This is a genomic window from Methylophilus sp. UBA6697 (assembly GCF_002454655.1).
In the GTDB taxonomy this organism is placed as follows: domain Bacteria; phylum Pseudomonadota; class Gammaproteobacteria; order Burkholderiales; family Methylophilaceae; genus Methylophilus.
Genome location: NZ_DKJH01000004.1, coordinates 40,853 through 63,333 on the forward strand (window position 1 = coordinate 40,853; position 22,481 = coordinate 63,333).

At 51.0% G+C, this 22,481-nt stretch carries 19 protein-coding genes, 1 tRNA gene and 1 pseudogene; 17 read left to right on the top strand and 4 right to left on the bottom strand.

Features of this window, described 5'->3' with window-relative positions; all coding sequences use genetic code 11:
• Positions 1–8 precede the first annotated feature (8 nt).
• A complete protein-coding gene (locus tag B3355_RS02810) occupies positions 9–473 on the top strand; it encodes a SixA phosphatase family protein (RefSeq protein WP_019883110.1) in 465 nt (154 codons plus the stop codon).
• Between the two features lie 64 nt (positions 474–537).
• On the opposite strand, the gene B3355_RS02815 is transcribed toward B3355_RS02810, so the two are convergent.
• Positions 538–1,038, bottom strand: a complete 501-nt coding sequence (locus tag B3355_RS02815; RefSeq protein WP_292779977.1) for a hypothetical protein — start codon at positions 1,036–1,038, stop codon at positions 538–540.
• 143 nt (positions 1,039–1,181) lie between these two features.
• Here B3355_RS02815 and B3355_RS02820 point away from each other — a divergent pair, with 143 nt between their 5' ends.
• Complete coding sequence (locus B3355_RS02820) at positions 1,182–1,802, top strand: ParA family protein (RefSeq protein ID WP_019883106.1); 621 nt, start codon at positions 1,182–1,184, stop codon at positions 1,800–1,802.
• A gap of 38 nt (positions 1,803–1,840) precedes the next feature.
• Complete coding sequence (locus B3355_RS02825; protein WP_019883105.1) at positions 1,841–2,086, top strand: hypothetical protein; 246 nt, start codon at positions 1,841–1,843, stop codon at positions 2,084–2,086.
• 63 nt (positions 2,087–2,149) lie between these two features.
• On the opposite strand, the gene ppx is transcribed toward B3355_RS02825, so the two are convergent.
• Both ppx and B3355_RS02835 read right to left on the bottom strand, forming a co-directional pair.
• Positions 2,150–3,628, bottom strand: a complete 1,479-nt coding sequence (ppx, locus tag B3355_RS02830) for an exopolyphosphatase (protein WP_292779980.1) — start codon at positions 3,626–3,628, stop codon at positions 2,150–2,152.
• Positions 3,629–3,646: 18 nt separating this feature from the next.
• Positions 3,647–3,919, bottom strand: a complete 273-nt coding sequence (locus B3355_RS02835; protein WP_024930816.1) for a hypothetical protein — start codon at positions 3,917–3,919, stop codon at positions 3,647–3,649.
• A gap of 165 nt (positions 3,920–4,084) precedes the next feature.
• Here B3355_RS02835 and B3355_RS02840 point away from each other — a divergent pair, with 165 nt between their 5' ends.
• Positions 4,085–4,771, top strand: a complete 687-nt coding sequence (locus B3355_RS02840; RefSeq protein WP_292779981.1) for a hypothetical protein — start codon at positions 4,085–4,087, stop codon at positions 4,769–4,771.
• A 608-nt stretch (positions 4,772–5,379) separates the two neighbouring features.
• On the opposite strand, the gene B3355_RS02845 is transcribed toward B3355_RS02840, so the two are convergent.
• Positions 5,380–6,012 (bottom strand): diguanylate cyclase, encoded by a 633-nt coding sequence (locus tag B3355_RS02845; RefSeq protein ID WP_292779983.1) that lies wholly within the window; start codon positions 6,010–6,012, stop codon positions 5,380–5,382.
• A gap of 269 nt (positions 6,013–6,281) precedes the next feature.
• Here B3355_RS02845 and htpG point away from each other — a divergent pair.
• The 13 genes and pseudogenes from htpG (at position 6,282) to B3355_RS02910 (ending at position 22,413) form a co-directional block, all read left to right on the top strand.
• A pseudogene (htpG, locus tag B3355_RS02850) lies at positions 6,282–8,190 on the top strand (molecular chaperone HtpG).
• 145 nt (positions 8,191–8,335) lie between these two features.
• Positions 8,336–9,589, top strand: a complete 1,254-nt coding sequence (locus B3355_RS02855) for an OmpP1/FadL family transporter (RefSeq protein ID WP_292779985.1) — start codon at positions 8,336–8,338, stop codon at positions 9,587–9,589.
• A gap of 157 nt (positions 9,590–9,746) precedes the next feature.
• Positions 9,747–12,248, top strand: coding sequence for a glycogen/starch/alpha-glucan phosphorylase (locus B3355_RS02860; protein WP_292779987.1), 2,502 nt, complete (start codon positions 9,747–9,749; stop codon positions 12,246–12,248).
• 95 nt (positions 12,249–12,343) lie between these two features.
• On the top strand, positions 12,344–13,096 hold the full coding sequence (locus tag B3355_RS02865; RefSeq protein ID WP_292779989.1) for a DUF4197 domain-containing protein: 753 nt from the start codon (positions 12,344–12,346) through the stop codon (positions 13,094–13,096).
• Positions 13,097–13,225: 129 nt separating this feature from the next.
• A complete protein-coding gene (locus B3355_RS02870) occupies positions 13,226–14,212 on the top strand; it encodes a mitochondrial fission ELM1 family protein (protein WP_292779991.1) in 987 nt (328 codons plus the stop codon).
• A gap of 16 nt (positions 14,213–14,228) precedes the next feature.
• Positions 14,229–15,353 (top strand): glycosyltransferase family 4 protein, encoded by a 1,125-nt coding sequence (locus B3355_RS02875; RefSeq protein WP_292779993.1) that lies wholly within the window; start codon positions 14,229–14,231, stop codon positions 15,351–15,353.
• 2 nt (positions 15,354–15,355) lie between these two features.
• Positions 15,356–16,618, top strand: a complete 1,263-nt coding sequence (locus B3355_RS02880; RefSeq protein ID WP_292779995.1) for an O-antigen ligase family protein — start codon at positions 15,356–15,358, stop codon at positions 16,616–16,618.
• Positions 16,602–17,714, top strand: coding sequence for a glycosyltransferase family 9 protein (locus tag B3355_RS02885; RefSeq protein ID WP_292779997.1), 1,113 nt, complete (start codon positions 16,602–16,604; stop codon positions 17,712–17,714). The genes B3355_RS02880 and B3355_RS02885 overlap by 17 nt, the downstream gene beginning before the upstream one ends.
• On the top strand, positions 17,707–18,753 hold the full coding sequence (locus B3355_RS02890; protein WP_292779999.1) for a glycosyltransferase family 4 protein: 1,047 nt from the start codon (positions 17,707–17,709) through the stop codon (positions 18,751–18,753). The genes B3355_RS02885 and B3355_RS02890 overlap by 8 nt, the downstream gene beginning before the upstream one ends.
• Positions 18,746–19,687: a glycosyltransferase family 9 protein gene (locus tag B3355_RS02895; protein WP_292780001.1), complete on the top strand. Its 942-nt coding sequence runs from the start codon at positions 18,746–18,748 to the stop codon at positions 19,685–19,687. The genes B3355_RS02890 and B3355_RS02895 overlap by 8 nt, the downstream gene beginning before the upstream one ends.
• A 7-nt stretch (positions 19,688–19,694) precedes the next feature.
• Positions 19,695–20,534: a lysophospholipid acyltransferase family protein gene (locus tag B3355_RS02900; RefSeq protein WP_292780003.1), complete on the top strand. Its 840-nt coding sequence runs from the start codon at positions 19,695–19,697 to the stop codon at positions 20,532–20,534.
• On the top strand, positions 20,534–22,261 hold the full coding sequence (gene msbA, locus B3355_RS02905; RefSeq protein ID WP_292780005.1) for a lipid A export permease/ATP-binding protein MsbA: 1,728 nt from the start codon (positions 20,534–20,536) through the stop codon (positions 22,259–22,261). The genes B3355_RS02900 and msbA overlap by 1 nt, the downstream gene beginning before the upstream one ends.
• Positions 22,262–22,336: 75 nt before the next feature.
• Positions 22,337–22,413, top strand: a tRNA-Met gene (locus B3355_RS02910).
• The last annotated feature ends 68 nt before the right edge of the window (positions 22,414–22,481 follow it).

The window sequence follows — 22,481 nt, forward strand, 5'->3', positions numbered from 1 at the left end:
CCCGCGTGATGTCAGTGAAAAATTTGATTTTATGGCGTCATGCCGAAGCCGAAGTGTTATTGCATGGCGCGTCTGATCTTGAGCGCGCCTTGACCAAAAAAGGGCATAAACAGGCCAAACAAATGGCCGGCTGGCTCAAGAAATATTTACCAAAGCAGACCTATGTGCTGGTGAGTCCTGCTGTGCGTACGCGTGAAACCGTGGCTTATTGGGGCGATGATTGGCAGGAGGATAGTCGGCTGGCGCCTGAAAGGCCGTTGGAGCCTTTATTACAGTTGCTGGCGCAAAGCCCATTCGAGACCGTGATGCTGGTCGGCCATCAGCCCTGGATAGGCGAACTGGCCGCGCAGAGCCTGGGTATGCCGGATGGGCAGATCAGTATTAAAAAAGGCGCTGTATGGTGGTTACGGCTGCCAAAATCGGGGCCACCCTACAAACTATATAGTGTGCAAAGCCCCGATTTGATTGAATAGCCATTTGATTTAATAGCCTAAGTGCTGTGATCTGGCTAGCTTAAGCCAGATACATGGCGGGAGGCTATTTCTTTGGCCTGCCAGTTTTAATCGTCGGCACGGTTGCCAGGGTGGCTTTTAAGGTAGTGTCGTCCATGGCGGATAATAACTTAAGCCCGGCTCTTAATAGCTCGCTTTTCTTCGCTGGTTTGGCCAGGCCTTCCAGGCGTTTTTTCAAGGCAGCGATTTGCGCGTACTCTTCTTTAGGCATAGTGAAGCTGTCGCGCTCCATTTTTACCTTACTGGCTTTAGGTTTGTCTTTTTCAACTGCTGTCGCGGTTTTATTGACGACTTTAATCGCAGATGCGGGTGTCACTTTTTTTGCAGCTACTGCTGTTTTTGCGACTGCTTTTGCAATTGGTTTGACCGCAGGCTTGGCTGTTGCCGGTTTTACGGCTGTCGTTGGTTTTGCAGCAGCAGGTGTCGTCGCAACGGCTTTAGTGGCGGCTGGCTTGGCTGGGCTTGCTGCTTTGGCTGTAGCTGGTTTGTTAGCGCTCAAGGGTTTGGCGACTGGTTTGCTGGCCATGTGTTTCTCCTGAATTGATATTGTGAAAACAGTTTATACCGTTTTTTGTTGACGTCAATTGTCATAAATATTTCATATTAATATGGTGTTATAGAGGCTGTTTTTCATGACAAAATGCAACACCTTTAATCGGGGAGTATGAGATGCGCAGGGTATTGGTGGCAAATACCAAAGGCGGTTGCGGCAAAACCACTCTGGCCACCAATCTTGCTGGCTATCTGGCGCAACTGGGGCACAAAATCGTGCTGGAAGATATTGACCGGCAGCAATCCTCCGCTGACTGGTTGGCACGCCGACCCTCTCATGTTGCGACGGTGTTTAATGCCGAAGACCTGGGTAAATCTGCCTTGCAGAAAGCCGACTGGGTCATTACTGATTCGCCGGGTGGGCTGCGGGATAAAAAGATTTCTGATGCCGTGACTGAAGCTGATCTGGTGTTGGTGCCCATCGCGCCATCCGCGTTTGATATAGGCGCCACGCAAGACTTTTTAGAGTTGCTGGCCGAAGAGAAAGCCGTGCGCAAGCATAAGACCTTTGTTGGTCTGGTCGGCATGCGCGTGATGCCACGCACACGTTCAGCTGAGCGCCTGCTGGCATTTATGGATGAATCAGGCTTTGCCGTGCTTTCCATGCTGCGCTCATCGCAAATTTATGTGACAGCAGCAGAGGAAGGCTTAAGTATTTTTGAATTGTCGAACAGCTTGAAAGAGGTCGACATTGCGCAGTGGAATCCGGTCACAGACTGGATTTTGCAAAACAGTTAAAGCGAGCCTGTGACAAACAGGGAATCAAAGGGAGTGCTATGAAAGACAAGGTCAATCCAGTGTACCTGGATAAAGTAAAACAATTGAACGCAGATGAGGCGGAGCGTATTTTGTCTCGCATGGGCGGCAAATTGCCTAAGCGTTTTATCAAGGAAAAATTGAGCCAGGAAGAAGCGCTGGCTTTGCAGCTGGAAATCGAAGATGAACAATTGCAAGAGTGGCGCGATAAAGTCGTCAAGCTGCGCGAAGAAGACGAAAAACGCGATAAGAAGAAAAAAGACTGAGTCGTAATCAACGCAATAAAAAAACGGGCGTAAGTGCCCGTTTTTTTATTTGGCCATTTTGATTTAGTTGTGCCGGATTTCCAGCTGCCAGCCCAGCTTTTGCCATAACAGGCATTCTTCTTCTAGCAGGTAGTGTGTTTGCGGGTGCTGGCTGGCCCATTGTGATGACAGTGCCAGTATAAATTGCTGTTTATGCCGTTCCAGTTGCAAGTGTTTGAGTGCTGGCAGTCGGCGCGAGTGGCAAAAAATCACCGCTAACCGTAATGCCATCAACTGACAGACCAGGTCTTGGTTATCAAAGTCTGCGGCTAGTTTGCGTAATTTACCCTGGTGCCCGAGCACGAGCAGGCTGATGGTATGCAGTTCACTTTGAGCGAACCCCATCAGTTCGGTGTTATCCAGAATATACGCGCCGTGTTTGTTGCAATCCGTATGCGAAATAGCCCAGCCAACTTCATGGCACAGCGCCGCCCAGTGTAATAGCGATTTTTGGCTATCGCAGGCCTGCATGGCACCATAAAAATACAAAGCCAGTTTGCTCACATTGTTGGCGTGATCCATCTCGACGCCAAAGCGTTTGCATAGCCGCACAATCGATGCCGTGCGCAAATCTTCGGTGGCATTGTCTGAGCTCAGCATATCGTACAGCACACCATGACGCAGGGCGCCATTAGCCACCATCAGCGTGTCAATTTTTAGCGTGTCAAACACAGCGGTCAAGACGGCCAGTCCGCCACCAATCACGGCACGTCTGTCGTCCTTAAGGCCTTCCATATTGAGGCGGTCGGCGGATTTGGCCTTGATCAGTATTTGTTTCAGCCAGTCCAGTTGTGCACGTTCAATGCGATCTGTGGCAAACCCGGCACCGGCCAATACATCTGCTACTGCGCCTACCGTGCCAGAGGCGCCATACGCCACTTCGGATTGGCCGACGTAACGGCTGGCAATCATGTCGATAATGGATTCGGCAGCAATTTCCGCGCGTTCAAAGTTACGCTCGCTAAACTGGCCATCGGCAAAATACTTTTGCGACCAGCCAACAGAGCCTAAGCGTAAAGACTCCGTGACATTGGCCTTGAAATGCTGGCCGAGGATAAACTCGGTCGAGCGCCCACCGATATCCACCACCAGCCGCTTTTCATCTGATTGTGGCAACATACGGCTCACACCTTGATAAATCAGGCGCGCTTCTTCTACACCCGAAATAATCTCGATCGGATAGCCGAGTACTTTTTGTGCCTGCCTGATAAACTCTTCGCTGTTGGCTGCTTCACGCAAGGTTTGCGTGGCCACGGCACGTACGTGCTCAGGAGGGAACCCTTTCAGGCGCTCGCCAAAGCGCGCCAGGCACTTCAGTCCGCGCTCAAACGCCTGCGGCTTCAGGTTACGGTCTTCATCCAGGTCACCGCCCTGGCGCACGGCTTCTTTTAAGTAGTCGACGCGCAGGATCTGGCCGTCAACGACGCGCCCGATTTCGAGACGAAAACTGTTGGAACCCAAATCTACGGCAGCGAGTTGGGTGTCTTGAGTAATATTTAGCATGCGATAATACGGGGTAGGTTACTTTAGGTAGCGGTTAATGGCCTTGGGGTATTCTGGAAAATAGCGTTCAATCACGCTTAAATCAAAGCTTCTCAAAATACTGGTATTGGATTCACGGTCGAGCAAGAACTGGAAAGAGGCCGCCACCAGCTCGGAAGCGTTGTGCGTGGCATCGAGCAACTGGCCTGCATAATCAGGTTTGACACTGACTTGATGCGTGGTGATGTGCGATCCATGTACGGTGACAGAAAACGAGTTCGGACTGGTTTCAATCACCTCAATATTCGCCATGCTTGCCTCCCCAGACAATTGCTGCAAACAGTATAAATTGTTATGTTGGCAGAGGCCAGTGAAACTAATATGAAAATGAAACCGCATGTGTATGGTTGATTTCATCAAACCGTCATGCCACAAAAATAAGATAAAACAAAACTCAATATACCCTAGACACCCTCCATGCGTAGCTTATTTTTCCTGATACTTTCACTTTTGATCGCCCAGTGTGCGCATGCCGCCCGCCCGCTGGTGACCGATGATGCCCGTTTGACCAATGCCCATGGTTGCCAGCTCGAAAGCTGGATGCGCAGCTATCAGGGCGGACAAGAGTTATGGGCACTGCCTGCCTGCAATCTCGGTGAGAATTTTGAAATTACCCTGGGTGGTGGCAGCTATCGTAACAATGACGACAACTACCATACTGAAGACTGGGTTGCTCAATTCAAAACGCTATTTAAACCGCTGGAAACCAATGGCTGGGGTATCGGCTTTGCTGCCGGACGCGTCATGCATCCGGATATTCAGCCTGGGCCCAACCAGCTCGGTAATACTTACTTCTATATCCCGGTCTCTTTTTCATTGCGTGATGACGACGTGATTGTGCATGTCAACGTCGGCATGCTGCGCGACCGGCAGGAAGATCGTAACAAAGTTAATATGGGTGTCGGCTCCGAGTTTAAATTGGGTGGAAACTTCAAAGGCGTGGCGGAAGTGTTTGGTGACCATACGCAAAATCCCTTCTACCAAATGGGATTGCGTTACTCGCTGGTGCCGGAGGTGTTTCAGATTGATGGTACGGTCGGGCAGCAGGTGAATGGGGATAGTCGGACGCAGTGGTTGTCTATTGGGGTTAGGTGGACACCATAGGGGTTGGTTTTATGGATTTAGAGTAGAAGGTAATTCTTTACTATGCTTATCGGTAAGGTTGTTTTTCGCCTTTTCGGCGAGTTACTTTTCTTTGCTTGCACAAAGAACAAGTAACCAAAAGAAAGTGCACCCCAGCTTCCGCTTGTTTCCTGCGTTGCTCGCCAAAATAAGCGGTCACGAAACTCAACCTGGTAGCTCACACAGAACGTGAGCTACTGCGGGATTCGAACAGTCGCTCCCTTCACCTTATTTTGCCTGCGCTACTCGGCGCGGCAGATGGGGACCCCGAACACCAAGTGACTGCAACCATTCTTGGTTGTTATCAATAAACCAGAAGAATTATGCTTCCGTTAAATCTTCACTAATGGTTGTTTGGCGAGATAAATCCCATTCCATCACGCTGAGTAGCGGAGGCGAAGTGGGGGCTTTCGGCCATCGGCTGTTCGAGTTCCGCGGTGGCTTGCGGGTTGTGCAAGCCGCTAGGGCGAGTTTNNGGTGTCTTCCTCTTTGGTTACTTTCTGGGGGACAAGCACCAGAAAGTGACTCGCCAACAAGGCGAAAGAAAATGTTTCCTAGAATGACCAACGCTTCAATCCACCGATCAAAATCTACTTCAACAAAATAATCCGATTAATCTGCCCCAATCTAAACGCCGTCTTAGTCAATTTGCCCCCTTTTAGTGCCAGTGGCCGAATCGGGCAGGGCGGGATACGCCGTCCATCTTCTAGCAAGGTGTCATCTTCTGCCGTAGATTGCCAAACACCGCCATTCACTGGCCGGAATTGCCAGTGGATGTACCCGACTTGGGCACCCAACTGCAACATTTCGTCACGGTCCGGTGCTTCGCTCACCAGCAACTCACTTTCGAGTTCTTCGTCATATTTGCCAAACGCCTGTTTGCAGGCGAGGGCTTCATGTTCACTGGCGCCGACATAGGTGCAGGCGCGGTGTTCTTCGCGTTGTACGTCCCAGGCGCCTAATTGCCAGGCGGCGTCGAGTACCGCTTCTTCGACCACTTCAGGCTGCCGCCAACGGTCATTGATCTGCAAGGCTGAGCCTGGGACTGGCTGCAGGATGGGTTTGAGCATGGGCAGGGCGGGTGTGGGCTGTTTGCGGAAACCATGCCAATGCAACATGAGTAGCAAAGGCGTATCTGCGCGCGGGACAGCGGTCAGGGTGACTGCGTATAGGGGCAGTTTCATGACCTGCATTTGCTCGATTAAGGTGTGAAAGAGATTCATACATTGCTCTCCTGACCGGGTCTTTGAACAAAGAATGCTGCTTTAATCAATCCCTAGCAAAAAGCATGCAAACAAATGCATCTCAAATGCCTGAAAAAGCATGGATTTTAATGACTGTCTGTCAGACGCAGGCGGCTGATTGAGGACTTAAATAATGGATTGGCTGGCGGATGACACAGCTTTCACAATTTCCCTCTTGAAAAACGATTTTTATTTCCCCATCTAAACGTAAATTTTTGTGTTTAACCCTGTTTTTTGGAGAAATTGTCATGACTACTGCGACAGCAGAATCGCAATCTAAACAGACCATGGGCTTTCAGGCCGAGGTCAAACAATTACTGCAATTGATGATTCACTCGCTGTATAGCAACAAAGAGATCGTGTTGCGCGAGTTGATTTCCAACGCTTCGGATGCCGCTGATAAATTGCGTTTTGAAGCGATTTCTAACGGCAGCCTGTATGAAAATGACAGCGAGTTAAAGATTAATATCGCCTTTGATAAAGACGCACGCACGTTGACCATTGCCGATAACGGCATCGGTATGCGTCGCGAAGAGGTGATTAACAATATCGGTACCATCGCCAAGTCCGGCACCAAAGAGTTCTTTCAGAACCTGACCGGCGATCAGGCCAAAGATGCCAACCTGATTGGCCAGTTCGGTGTAGGCTTTTATTCCAGCTTTATCATTGCAGACAAAGTGACACTGATTACGCGCCGTGCCGGTGAAAGCGAGGCGATCAAGTGGGAGTCGGGTGGTGAAGGCGATTTCACGATTGAAACGACTGAAAAAGCCGGTCGCGGCACTGAGGTTATTTTGCATCTGCGCGAAGGTGAAGATGAGTTTCTTAATGACTGGAAACTGAAAACCATTGTCCGTAAGTATTCAGACCATATCACCTTGCCTATCGTCATGAAAAAGTCCGAATGGAAAGATGGCGAGAATGGCGAAGGCGGCCAGATGGTGGCGACCGATGAAGACGAAACCATTAACAAGGCCTCGGCGTTGTGGGCGCGTAGCAAGAGCGACATCACTGAAGAGGAATATAACGAGTTTTATAAACACGTTTCGCATGATTACGAAAATCCGCTGGCGTATACCCATAGCCGCGTAGAGGGCAAGCAAGAGTATATTTCATTGCTGTATGTACCAGGCAAAGCGCCGTTTGACTTGTATGACCGTGATCGCCGCCAGGGCATCAAGTTGTATGTGAAGCGCGTATTTATTCTTGAAGACGCAGAAAAGCTGATGCCGCAATACCTGCGCTTTGTGCGCGGCGTGATTGATTCAGCCGATTTGCCGTTGAATGTGTCGCGCGAGATTCTGCAAGACNNACGTGGAAGCGATTAAAAATGGCTCAGTGAAAAAAGTATTGAGTTTGCTGGAAGATGTGGCTGAAAACAAACCGGAAGACTACGCCAAGTTCTGGGACGAGTTTGGCCGTGTGCTGAAAGAAGGTCCAGGCGAAGATTTTGCCAATAAAGACAAAATCGCTGGCTTGTTGCGCTTTGCCTCTACGCATGCGGACACGGAGACACAAAACGTGTCGCTGAAAGATTACATTGGCCGCATGAAGCCGGAGCAAGAGGCGATTTACTACATCACGGCCGATACGTTTGCCGCCGCCAAAAACTCACCGCACCTGGAAATCTTCCGCAAAAAAGGCATTGAAGTGTTGCTGATGTCGGACAAGGTGGATGAGTGGTTGCTGGGCAGCCTGACCGAGTTTGAGGGCAAGAAATTGCAGTCGATTGCCAAAGGTGATCTGGACCTGGGCAAGCTGGAAGATGATGCTGATAAAGAAGCACAGAAGCAGGTGGAAGAAAATGCCAAAGACCTGGTTGAGCGCTTGAAGGCAGCATTAGGCGACACAGTAAAAGAAGTAAAAGTGACCCATCGCCTGACCGATTCGCCAGCCTGCCTGGTGGCCGGTGAGCACGATTTGTCGGGTAACCTGGCGCGTATTTTAAAAGCTGCCGGGCAAAAGGCGCCTGATAGCAAACCTGTGCTGGAAATTAATCCTACGCATCGATTGGTGGAAAAGCTGGGCGCGGAAACTGACGATGCCAAGTTTGCCGATTATGCGCATGTGTTGTTTGATCAGGCCTTGCTGGCCGAGGGAGGACAACTGGAAGACCCGGCCAGTTTTGTCAAACGCATGAACAGCCTGATTTTGTAATGCATCAGGTCGCTTTAAAAAAGTCCGCTTAGGCGGACTTTTTTATATTTTAAAGTTATAAATATATCATTATTTATTATTTATTGATATTTAGGAGCTTTGCTAGAGTTTATGGCTACAACTCATATAAACCGAGGTGAAAGTCATGATACGTCGTGTGGCAACAGTGTTTCCGTTATTGGTGTCGTTTTCGTTTGGTAGCGCCTGGGCAACCGATGGCTATTTTGCACACGGTTATGGCGTGCGCTCACAGGGCGTGGCTGGTGTTGGCATTGCCTTGCCGCAGGATGCATTAGCTGCCGCGGCTAACCCGGCTGGCATGGGCAAAGTAGGTGACCGTATTGATGCGGGTGCGACCTGGTTTAGGCCAGTGCGAGAGTCTGAGCTGGAAGGTAGTCCTTCACCAGGCGCCAATGGCACCTACAAAGGTAACGATACGCAGAATTTCCTGATTCCCGAGTTTGGTTACAACAAGCAATATTCTGAAGATGTGACGCTCGGTGTGAGTGTGTATGGCAATGGCGGCATGAATACCGATTACAAAAATGGTATTCCATTGTTTCAAAGTCAGGGCAGTGCCGGGGTAGATCTGATCCAGGTATTTGTGGCGCCGACCGCGACATGGAAGGTGTCTGAGAAGCATATTATTGGCGCGTCGTTAAACCTGGCTTACCAGCGTTTTGAAGCCAAAGGACTGCAGGGTTTTGATAACGCAACATTCAGCGCTGCGCCTGGGCGTGTGACTAACAATGGCCACGACAATTCATATGGGGCAGGCGTGCATATCGGCTGGCTGGGCGAGATTACCGACACGGTGACCTTGGGCGCGACTTACCAGAGCCGCACCTATATGAGCAAGTTTGATAAATATAAAGGTTTGTTTGCCGAGCAGGGTGACTTTGATATCCCGTCTACTTATGGCGTTGGTGTGGCGGTGAAGGTGACGCCGGCATTGACGTTGGCAGCAGATTTTCAACGCATTAATTACGGTGAGGTAGATGCCGTAGGCAATGCCTCACAGGCGAATTTGTTTAATGGCCTCGGTAATAACAATGGCGCCGGCTTTAACTGGCAGGATGCCAAGGTGTATAAAGTCGGAGCGCTGTATCAATATAGCCCCGCTTTAACCTTGCGTGCTGGCTTTAACCATGTTGATCAGCCTATCCGCCGCGGTGATACCTTGCTCAATATCCTGGCGCCGGGCGTGGTAAAAGACCATGTGTCGGTGGGGGCGACTTGGGTATTAAGCCCGCAATCCGAACTGTCGTTCTCCTATACGCATGCCTTTGAAAACAGTGTCAATGGCAGTGGTTCGATCCCGGCTGCCTTTGGCGGCGGCGAGGCAAACCTGAAGATGTATCAGGATGCATTAGGGGTGGCCTATACCTGGAAATTGTAAAACTCTTTTATTTTCGCCATCTTCGGGCGTTATAATCAAAAGCCACAACATGAATTTCGTGGCTTTTTTTATGTCTGACATATTCTTGTTGTAGGCTTGTTTTTTGCTTTTGGCTCATTTAAAGCAAATTTGTGATCAACACCTCAGGGGAAGATGTATGACTGCCAATGTGAAAAAAACACCTAAAAAAGCTGATAAATCTGACACAGCGCAAGCGGTCGATGAGTTCTTGCTTGAGCAACTGCCGATTCCGCAGGCGTTGCGTAATCACCTTACTTTTTCCATCGGCAAGTCCAATTCATGGGCGACGACGCGCGATTGGTACCAGACCGCAGCCTTTACTGTACGCGACCATTTGATGAGCCGCTGGGTGAATACGCGCGATGCCTATCGTGATGCCAATACCAAGCGTGTCTATTATCTCTCACTTGAGTTTTTGATCGGACGCATGCTGTCTAATGCCGCACTTAATTTGGGCATTGCACCGGAACTAAGCGATGGTTTACAGGAAATCGGCCAGCGGCTGGAAGGCGTGGCCGAACTGGAGCCGGATGCTGCCTTGGGGAACGGTGGCCTGGGTCGTCTGGCAGCGTGTTTTGTCGACTCCATGGCGACCATGGATATTCCGGCCACGGGTTACGGTATCCGCTATGACTATGGCATGTTCAGGCAAACCATAGAAAACGGCCAGCAAAAAGAAAATCCGGATAACTGGTTACGCTACCAAAATATTTGGGAAGTGCAGCGTCCAGAGCATACGTGTGAGGTGAAGTTTTATGGCCGCGTGTTGCACGTGCATACTGAACACGGTATCGAACATCACTGGGTAGATCATGAAACTGTGGTGGCCATGCCCTATGATGTGCCGGTGCCTGGCTATGGCACGCAAACGGTGAACAATCTGCGTTTGTGGTCAGCCAAGGCAACCAATGAGTTTGACCTGGCATACTTTAATGAAGGTAATTATGAGAAATCGGTTGAAGGGCGCCATAGTGCAGAGACCATTTCGCAAGTGCTGTATCCGAATGACACGTCAGAATCTGGCAAGGCGCTACGCCTGAAACAACAATACTTTTTCGTCTCGGCGTCTACGCAGGATATTCTGCATCGGTTTACCAACTATAACGCTGACTGGAGCACCCTGCCGGAGAAGGTGGCGATTCAGCTCAACGATACGCACCCTGCTATTGCTGTTGCTGAAATGATGCATCAACTGCTTGATCATTACCACTTGCCATGGGACAAAGCCTGGAAATTGATCACCAAAATGTTTGCATATACCAACCATACGCTGATGCCTGAAGCGCTGGAAACCTGGTCGGTCGATTTGTTCGCGCAGTTATTGCCACGCCACCTGGAGATTATTTACGAAATTAATCACCAGTTCCTGCAAATGGTGAATCAGCACTTCCCGGGCGATACTGCCTTGTTGCAACGTGTCTCCATTATTGATGAGACGCATGGCCGCCGCGTGCGTATGGCGCACCTGGCGATTGTCGGCAGCCATACTGTGAACGGGGTAGCCGAGTTGCATAGCGAGTTGTTAAAAACTACCTTGTTTGCCGATTTTAATAAAATCTATCCGGGCAAGTTTACCAATGTGACCAATGGTATTACACCGCGTCGCTGGTTAAACCAGGCCAATCCTTTGCTGACGGAATTGTTAACCAAGCATATTGGCGCTGGTTTTCAGAAAGACCTGAGTTTGATCAAAAAGGTTGAGCCGCTTGCTGATAATGCTACGTTCAGAAAAGCGTTCCGTGAGGTTAAAAAAGCCAACAAGCAGCGCCTGGCCGACAAAATCCTGCAAAAAACAGGCATCGCCATTAATACCAATGCTTTGTTTGATGTGCAAATTAAACGCATCCACGAATACAAGCGTCAGTTATTAAATGTCTTGCACGTAATCACTTTGTATAACCGTATCCGTAGCGGACAAGTGAGCCAGCATACGCCGCGTGTGGTGATTTTTGCCGGTAAGGCTGCGCCAGGCTATTGGCTGGCCAAGCAGATCATCCGTTTGATTAACGATGTGGCGGTGATGATTAATAATGACCCAGCAGTCAATGATCAGCTGAAAGTTGTGTTCTACCCTAACTATGAGGTGAGCGCAGCGGAGATCCTGTTTCCGGGGGCTGATTTGTCCGAGCAAATTTCAACCGCAGGCACCGAGGCCAGCGGCACCGGTAATATGAAAATGGCGCTCAATGGCGCGCTGACCATCGGCACGCTGGATGGTGCCAACGTTGAGATTATGGAAGAAGTGGGCGACGAGAATATCTTTATTTTTGGTCTGACCACGCCAGAAGTCGCGCAACTGAAAGCCAGCAACTACAACCCATGGGATTATTACCATGGCAACCATGAACTGAAACAAGTCATCGACATGATAGGTAATGGCTTCTTCTCAGTAGAAGAGCCTAGCCGTTACCAGGCGATTGTGGATACCTTGTTGCACAAAGGGGATCAGTACTTGTTGCTGGCGGACTATGCTGCGTATGTCACCACGCAAGAAAAAGTGGCGGCCTTGTATCAGGATGAAGAGGCCTGGTCACGTATGGCGATTTTGAATGTGGCGCGTATGGCGAAATTCTCCAGTGACCGCACTATTGCTGACTATGCGCAGCGTATCTGGCAAGTTTCACCGTTTAAAGCCTGATCTTTTTTCTGCAGGCCTCAATACAAAGCAAGTCCATCTGGACTTGCTTTGTGCTTTATGGGTACACTGCATTTAACTTGTTAAAGAGCGTAATCATGAAAAATACAGCGTGGGTATTGTTGGCCGGTTTATTAATCACAGATGCACAAGCGTTGGACCTCAAAGGCTTGGGCGATATTGTTGAGAAAGTCGGCGGTAGCTCGACCAGTAGTAGCAGTAATAATAGTGCGGTCAGCAATCTGAGCGAACAGGAAACCAGCGATGGGCTGAAACTTGCCCTTAACCAGGGCGTGAGCAAAGCAGTGGGCCTGCTAGGTGCCACAGACGGTTTTATGGGGAATAAAGATGTCAAAATCCCATTGCCGGAGTCATTAAAGAAAATCGAAAAAGGCATGCGACTGGTCGGTATGGGCAGCCAGGCGGATGAACTGATTCTCAAGATGAACCGTGCAGCCGAACAAGCCGTGCCTGAAGCTAAAACGCTATTGGTCAACTCGGTCAAGCAAATGAGTGTGACAGATGCCAAGAATATCCTCACTGGCCCGCAAGATGCGGCCACACAATATTTCAAGAAAACGACTTCGACAGATATGGCGGCTAAGTTCTTGCCCATCGTGCAAAAAGCCACCGCCAATGTGCAATTGGCCGATACCTATAATAAATATGCCGAGATGGGCAGCAAGTTTGGCGTGATTAAAAAAGAAGATGCCAACATCAATCAATATGTCACGCAAAAAGCACTCGACGGGGTTTACCTGATGATTGCCAAAGAAGAGGCGGCGATTCGTCAGGACCCGATGGGCCAGGCCAGTAGCCTGCTCAAAAAGGTATTCGGCGCGGCCAAGTAACTGATTTTCATAAGTTTCTATATTGCACCCGTGCTATGTCGCGGGTGCATCGACATAATTCCTTCTTTTTATTTTAATCTTTTTGTCATGATGCACCTCTAACCTGCACGGCATATGCAGGTGGTGCCCATGATCAGTCAAAATCGTTCAAACAATTCTCTAGGTTCAAGCAATGCCCTAGTGGTTTGGCGTCTGTTAGACGGCAAGCCCGGTCATGAGCATCAGTCTTTAGGCCTGGTCAATGCCATGCAGCAGCGTTTGCCGGTTCACGTCGTCGATGTACCCGTAGGCCGCGGTACGGTAGGCTGGTTATATCTGGCCGCAGGTGTGTGGCCTGCCGGTAAAGATTTGCCCAAACCGGACATGATTATTGGTGCTGGCCATGCCACGCACGGGCATATGCTGGCTGCCAAGCGCGCTTATGGCGGACAAACGGTGTGCATGATGCAACCCAGCCTCCCTGCCGAATTGTTCGATGTCTGTTTGATCCCGGAACACGACCAATATCGTGGTTTTTCCAGTTTTATCGAAACGCGTGGCGTCATTAATCATATTCAGCCTGGCCCTGTTAAAAAAGAGAGCAGTGATGTGCTAATCATGATTGGCGGCCCCTGTAAGCATTTCCACTGGGATGAGCTGGGTGTGATTGCGCAAGTCTATGACTTGGTACGCAAGCATACCGAAATCAATTTCGTCCTGACCACCTCCAGACGCACGCCAGCCAGCTTTGTTTCTGCCATGCAGCGCGTCAGGTTGACCAACCTGACGATTATCCCGATTGCTGAAACTGGCAAAGACTGGGTGCAAACTACCTTGGCACGCGTCTCTACCGCCTGGGTGACTGAAGATTCTGTCTCCATGGTATATGAAGCGCTTACGGCACAAGTGGCGGTAGGGCTGATTAGCCTCTCTGCAAAAAGCAGCGGCCGCGTTAGCCGTGGCATCGAAAAATTAGTCGACCGCCAACTGGTCACCAGATATGACCCTTATGGTTTGTATCGCCAATATATGCGACCAGTGCTCGGTTTTAATGAAGCCAGCCGTTGCAGTGATGCCTTGCTGGCTTATTTCAACAGCACTTCTACAAGGCGTCGCCTGGTATCACGATTAAGCTAGTGGTTGAATTCCTGTTTTGCGCACACTGACAGTTTTACAAGTATTACCTGCCTTGCAATCGGGCGGGGTAGAGCGGGGCACCTTGGAGGTCGCTGCGCATCTGGTTTCGCAAGGTCACCGCTCGCTGGTGATGTCGGCGGGCGGGCGCATGGTAGCTGAGCTGGAGGCCGCAGGCAGTACGCATTTTACCTTTGCCATCGGGCGAAAATCGCTGCTGACTTTTTTATTGATTCCTAAATTGCGTGCACTATGGCGGCGTGAACAAGTGGATATTGTGCACGTGCGTTCGCGCTTTCCGGCCTGGGTCGTGTATCTGGCCTGGAAAGGCATGTCCCCTGAGCAACGGCCACACCTGGTGACGACGGTGCATGGTTATTATCGTCCCGGTTGGTATAGCCGCATCATGACCTGTGGTGAACGGGTGGTTGTGATTTCTAAAACGATACAGGCCTATGCACAGCGGGAGTATCAGGTAGATGCACGCAAATTGCAGCTGATTTACCGTGGGGTGGATACCGCGCAATACACGCCAGGCTATACGCCAGATCTGAACTGGCAACAAGAATGGTTTGCCGAATATCCGCAGACGCGTGGCAAGCGCTTGCTGGTGTTGCCCGCCAGGGTCTCACGTTGGAAAGGCGCCGCAGACTTCGTCGATATGTTGCGCATTGTTTGCCAGCAACATCGGGATGTACACGCTTTGCTGGTGGGCGAGGTGGCTGCTGATAAACAGGCCTTTGCCGCCTGTTTGCAGCAGAAGATACACGCAGCTGGATTGTCTGAGTGTGTCACCTTGACCGGCTACCGCCAGGATGTGAAACAGATCATGGCCATATCCAAGATTGTTTACTCTTTATCTACCGAGCCAGAGGCCTTTGGGCGCACGACAGTGGAAGCATTGAGTTTGGGCGTGCCGGTGATTGGCTACCAGCATGGTGGCGTGGCCGAGCAGTTGGCAGCGCTATTGCCGGAAGGGGCGGTGCCGGTGGGCAACGTGGCTGAAGTCGCCATGCTGACACTGAGCTGGCTTGCTCATCCGCCAACAGTGCAGCCAAACACGCAATTTTCATTACAGGTGATGCAACAGAAAACACTGGCGGTTTATCACGATGTGATGGCCGATGCCGGACAAGAGAGTTGACCATGCATGCCATTGCGTCTTTACATCAGGATAAGCCCCTCGTCATGCCACAGGCTTTAGCACACACTTGCTTATTGCTGGCTGTGATGATCATCGCCTGGAGCCCTTTTTCTGGCGGTGCGAGGTTGCCTACTTTGTTACTGGCTATTGTTGGTGCGGGGTTGTTGCTGGCGAGACTCTCAGACTTACGCAAGCAGCGCGCAGTGTGCCGCTGGACAGCGGTGTTTCTGTTGCTGTGGCTGCCTATGTGGCTATCATTACTGCATGCGTTTGATGTCAAAGCCACATTAGCGGCTATTGCCTGGTTTAGCCTGATGTATCTGGCAGGCCTTGCCCTGATGCTGCTATTGCAGCAGGCTGCGATCAGGCAATTACTTGCGCGCTGGCTGAGTTGGGTCATTGCCCTGTGGATACTGGATAGTGCTATTCAATACCTGTTTGGGGTGGATGTGCTGGGTATGCCTAAAACGCCGGAGGGCCGTATAACGGGCATGTTTAGCGATTTGCATCAGGGAATCTTGATGCTGGCCGTGCTGCCGTTGATTTTTTATCACTTGCAAGCCAAACGTGCCTGGCTGGCGTGGGTCATGTTGCTGGGGGCCGGGGTGGTAGTGGCGCTGTCTGGTGCGCGTGGTTATGTCTATATTTATCTTCTGATGCTGCTGCTGGGGCTATGGCGCAGCCAGCCTGGCTGGAAGGTCTGGCTGGCCGTATTGGCAGTGCCGCTAGTGGTGACGCTATGTTCCAGCTTTCTAAATCCAGAGTTAGCCAAATATAAATTGCAGAATACACAGGCCATTGCTGCCGCTGAGCAATCCATCTTTGACCGGGTGAATCATGCACTCAGTTATCGACTGAACTTGTGGGAAACCGGTTTGCATATGTGGCAAGCCAATCCAGTCACCGGTATAGGCAGTAATAACTACAAGCGTGCCTATGCACAATACGCCAGCCGTGCCGATGATCCTTTTGCCCACAATCCTACACATAGCCATAACATCTATGTCGAATGGCTGGCGGAAACCGGATTGGTTGGCGGTTTGGGGTTGGTGGCGATTGTGGGGTTATGTGTCCGCTGGTTCAGGCAGGCAACAGTCACTGATCAACATCAGGCCTGGCCTTATACCTTGCCATTAATGGTGATTTACTTCCCGGTCAATACTACCCAACCTATGCTGGTGCCTTGGTGGTTTCCGGTACTAATGTTGCTGGCTTGCGCTTTTATTGCCAGTCTGGAGCGGAGCAACAATGACCGCGCAAGTTAAACTGATGCAATACCGGGATGCTGATTGTTTTGGCGCAACGCTGGATCACACCATCGTGCGGGATTTGCCGCGTGACCCGGCCATCAAGCGCATCCTCATTATGAAATGGGGTGGTATGGGCGATATCGTCATCAGTACCGCCATCATGGAAGATATTCGGCTAGCGTTTCCGCAAGCGGAGTTGCACCTGAATACTATGCCTGCCTGGCAGGCTCTGTTTGCGCATGACCCGAGGTTTAGCCGGGTCTGGTGTGTTAGTCTTCAGCAAAAACCTGGCCGCTGGCGTGCCTACCGGCAATGGCTGGCTGAAGTGGCTGCGATGCAGTATGACTTGATTATCGATTTGCAAACCAACGATAAAAGCCGAAGCTTGCTGACCATGCTCAGGCTGATGGGTAAGGCGCCAGCCTTGTTATTGGGTAATCACCCGCGTTTTCCTTACACCATACACCAGCGGCAGCGCCTGCCTCAGGCACACGGTTTCCAAATCATGCAGCAAACCTTGCTTTGTGCGGGTATCCCTTTGCGCACATTTGCGCCCAAGCTGCATACTCCACCGTCGTCAGTCGCGTCTGCCGGGCAACTGTTGGCAGAGCATGCGTTGCAGCACAAATCATTTGTGGTTTTTTTATGCGGCAGCCATGCCTGTAGCCAGACCAAGCGCTGGGGTGCCAAACATTATGCTGGCTTGGTCGCGCATTATGGTCAGCAGGGCATGCGTGTGGTCTTACTCGGCGGGCGGGATGAGACTGAGGAGTGCCTGGCGATTGCCAGCCAACATCCACAGCACGTGGTGAACCTGTGTGGGCAAACTAGTTTGCTTGAGGTGCCGGTTATCTGCGCGCAGGCGGCCGCCATTGTTGCCAATGATACTGGCACCGCCCATTTGGCGGCAGCGACCAGCACGCCGATGACCGTGATCTGTGGCCCGACTAACCCGTTACGCGTGAAGCCACTGGGGCAGCAAGTGCTTGCGCTACAACTGGATGTGCCATGCAAGAACTGTTACGCCAAGCAATGTAGTCACCACAGCTGCATGCAGCAACTCACTCCGCAGCGCTTGGTTCCTTATTTGGCAGAACCTAAGCATGCCTAAAGTGATTTGGTGGGGTCGTTCAGACCTGGATTATTCGCGTAACCGCATTTGCAGGCAGTTGCTGCAAGCCTTGGGTTATCAACTGATTGATTTCTCACCGCGCATCAGTGCCCTGGCAGATATTGAGGCGCAGTTGAAAGGCCTCAGCGCAGACCTGGTGTGGGTGCCTTGTTTCCGACACCGCGATGTGGCCTCTGCTGCGCGTTGGGCACGTAAAAAAAATATCCCGTTGTTATTCGACCCCCTGATTAGCGCCTGGCAGAAGCAGGTGTATGAGCGGCAAAAAATAAGGGCGGATGGCCTGGCAGCACGTCGCTTGCTTAACCGCGAAAGCCAATGGCTGCACTCTGCAGACATGGTCTTGCTGGATACCGAACCGCAGCGGCAGATGTTTATGCAGCGATTCAAGCTGTCCGCTGCAAAAACTGCCTGCGTCTATGTCGGCGCCGAGCAACCCTTGTTTACGCCTATTGCAGCCGAACGCTCCCCGGCCGCAATTGAGGTGTTGTTTTATGGCAGCTTTATTGCCCTTCATGGGGTGCAAACCGTCATAGAAGCCGCAAGATTGACGCGCCAGCATACGCATATTCGTTGGGTGTTGCTGGGTGACGGACCTGTCAGGGCCAGCGCTCAACAGCAGGCTGTCGGTTTGGGTAATGTGGATTTTGAGGCTAGCGTGCCTTATCGCCAGTTGCCGCAGCGCATTGCGCAGGCAGATCTTGTGCTGGGGGTGTTTGGTGATTCGGAAAAGGCTGCACAGGTGATGCCTAATAAGGTATTTCAGGCATTGGCGTGCGGGCGGCCAGTGATCACGCGTGCCAGCGCTGCGTATCCAGCAGACATCAGTAAGCAGCATGGCTTATGGCAAATTGAAGCAGCCAATCCAAAGGCGTTATCAGAAGCGGTGGTGCAATGGTCAGATTGTGCGCGTGAGCAAGGCCAGGCCGCGCATACCTTATATGCGCGCTATTTTTCTCCACCGCAGTTGCAACAGCAATTGCAGACAGCACTACACGCTTTGGGATTCGTGCATGCGTGATCCCCGTCCATCAACGATGACCGCCACGGCCACGACTAGGCGCATCCTTGTGATTACGCTCTCTAATATTGGTGACGCCGCGATGACCACCCCCGTCCTGGCCGCCCTGCATGCGCAGTACCCGGATGCATGCATAGACCTGGTCTGTGATCCTCGTTCTTCAGCCTTGTTTGCGCCTTGTCCTTATATTGGACAATTGTTTGTGCGCAACAAGCAAAGTGGCTGGCGTGGTTATCTACAATTGATTTCCGCTTTACGGCAAACACGTTACGACATCGTTGTGGATTTACGCACTGATTTTCTGGTTTATTTACTGCGAGCGAGACGGCGACTCAAGAAGCATTCCAATGCAAGCACGCTGCATATGCACTCGGTAGAAAAGCATTTATTGGCCGTGCGCACACTGGTCGGTCATTGCCTGCCTAATGCTGAGTTGTGGGCAAGTGAGCAGGATGCTCAAGTCGTCGTTACGCAATTCCCACTGAGTGGGCGCTGGCTTGCGATCGGGCCTGGAGCCAATTTTGCAGGCAAGGTTTGGCCGGTGGAACGCTATGCGGCCGTGGCTAATGCACTCAAGGCAGATTTTGATGGCGTGGTGTTATTGGGAGGCCAGGCTGACGAGGCGCTTGCAACGCAATTTGTCGCGCAGGCTACATTGCCTGTGTATAACGCCTGCGGTGGTTTAACGCTGCCACAATCGTATGCGTTGTTGAGGCAATGTCATTTTTATCTCGGCAATGACTCCGGTCTGGGCCATATAGCTGCGGCTGCAGGTTTGACTACACTCACGCTATTCGGCCCCGGCTCACCTGTGCGCTACCGGCCATGGTCACCGCGAGCCAGCGTGATTCAAGATCCGCAGCAGGATATTCTGGGCATCACAGTGCAGTCCGTGGTGGCTAAATTGCAGTCGTTGCTGATGTCGGCAGGATGATGCCCGCATGACTCAGTATCTTTTAAAAGTCATTTGTAGCCTGCTGGACCGGTTATCCTTAAAGTGGATACACCGTCTGGGTACTTGTCTGGGCCGTTTGTTTTATGTCGTCGCGACTAAACAAAACCAACTGTTAATCAGCAACCTCAGGCAAAGTGGCCTGTTCCCTTCTGAGCAGGCCTTGCAACAGGCGGTACGCCAGAATCAGCGAGAGATGGGCAAATTTACCCTTGAATCTTTAGCCATTTGGTCGCGTTCACAGGCGCAGGTGCTGCAATGGGTACGTCATGTGCATGGCAAAGCCTGCCTGGACGAAGCCATGGCGCATGGCAAAGGTATCCTGTTTTTGACGCCACATATTGGCTGCTTTGAAATTACCTCTATTTATTACGCCAGCATGCAACCGATTACTGTGCTCAATCGCGATTCCCGACAATCATGGGTGCGTGCGTTTATGCAAGCCGGGCGCCAAAAAGGCGCGGTGAGACTGGCGCCAGCCAACCTGAAAGGTGTCAGGCAAATGCTGAAAGCCTTGTACGCCAATCAGGCCGTGGGAATTTTGCCCGATCAGATCGCCAGCAAGGGGCAGGGTGAGTGGGTAGGTTTTTTTGGTAAACCCATGTACACCATGACCCTGGTCAGCCAATTATTGAGTCGCGTCGATACGCGCGTGATTGTGGTGGTGGCGGAAAGGCTAGCGGATGGGCAGGGCTACGATTTACATTTAAAAGCGGTGAGTCCCGAAGCTGTTTCTTCACCGGCCAAACTTAACCAGGTGCTAGAGGCGCTGGTGACACAATTCCCGCTGCAATATATGTGGAGCTATGACAGGTATAAACAACCATAATGAATAATACACACAGCACTTACGCATACCTGAGCAGGTTGATGGCCTATATCAAGCCCTATTGGCTGACCTTTGCCGCAGCACTGTGTTGCCTGGTCATCCTCTCTGCCAGTAATACCGGTTTTCTGAGTACTATTAAACATGTGACTGACGAAGGTTTTGCTGATCATGCAGAAAACAGTTCGCGCATCTACCTGGCCGCCATGCTCTGCGGCCTGCTGTTTGTGCGGGCATTGGCCGGTTTTGGTTCTAATTACCTGGTGCGTATTGTCGGGCGGCGTGTGATTGAAGATGTACGCAATCATGTGTTTGACCATATGTTAAAACTGCCTGCCAGTTTCTTTGACCAGCATGCCATTGCCAATATCACCACCAAAATGACCTTTGATTGCGAGCAACTATATAGTGCCGTTACCAAAGTCATTATTTCATCCATTCGCGATAGCCTGACGATTCTCGGTATTGTGGCTTATATGCTCTACCTGGATTGGAAACTCACGCTGGTCTTCTTGATGCTAGCGCCTGTCATTACCCGCTACCTGAAAAAAATGACGCCCAAGTTACGTAACTCTGGCAAGCAGGTGCAAGCGAGTATGTCTGACATGACACAGGTGATTGAAGAAGCCGCCAGTGGTCAGCGTGTCGTCAAGGTATTCAATGGCGAAGCTTATGAATACCAGCGGTTTAGTCGCATCGTTGCCACCAACCGGCAAATGATGGTCAGGCTGGGACGCATCTCTGGGCTCAATAGCATGTTTGTTGAAATGCTGGCAGCGATTGCGCTGGGGATGGTGATTTATTATTCTGCCGGGCAATTCACCGCCGGCGAATTCGCGGCGTTTATTGGTGCTTTGCTCATGCTTATCGGGCCGGTGAAGGCGATTGCTTCTGTGAATGAGGATGTGCAAATTGCAGTGACTGCCTGCCAGAGCGTTTTTGCCGTGCTGGATACGCCGACCGAAATAAATCAGGGTGAGTTAGCGCTAGAGCAGCCTGTTAAAGAGATTCAATTCCACAATGTCGCTTTTAAGTATCCTTATGGTCAGCATGCGGCATTGAAAAACCTTAACCTGACTATTCAGGCAGGCGAAAGTATTGCGCTGGTAGGCATGTCTGGTGGCGGCAAGTCTACGCTGGTGCATCTGTTACCGCGCTTTCATGAGGTACAGCAAGGCAGCATTACCATCAATGGCATCAAGATTCAGCAACTGGGGTTGCCGTATTTGCGCCAGCAGTTTGCACTGGTGAGCCAGGAGACAGTGCTGTTTAACGACACCATTTATAACAATATCGCTTACGGTAGCTTGCGCGGTGTATCTAAAGCAGAAGTGATTGCCGCTGCCAAAGCAGCGTATGCCTGGGAGTTTATCGAAAAACTGCCGCAACAGCTGGATACGCATATCGGCGACCGTGGCCTGCGTTTGTCAGGTGGCCAGCGCCAGCGCCTGTCGATTGCACGTGCCATGCTCAAGAATGCCCCTATCCTCATTCTCGATGAGGCGACCTCAGCGCTGGATAACGAGTCCGAGCATAAAGTGCAAGCTGCACTCAACCAGCTTATGTTAGGCAAGACCACGATCATGATTGCCCACCGCCTGAGCACCATACAGCACGCCAGTCGAATTATTGTGATGGACCAAGGTCAAATCGTTGAAGAGGGCGTGCATGAACAATTGATGCAGTCTGGCGGCAAATATGCCTCGCTCTACAATATATTTAGCAAATAACTGTTGACACTGTTTTTGTAAGTTTGCTATAGTCTCACCTCTCGACGCAACACAAGTTTTACTAGTCGATTCGGACGCGGGATGGAGCAGTCTGGCAGCTCGTCGGGCTCATAACCCGAAGGTCACAGGTTCAAATCCTGTTCCCGCAACCAAGCAAAAATGAGTTTAAAAATTAAATGATTTTGATGCTTGACCGAACGAAAAACCTCTGTATAATGCG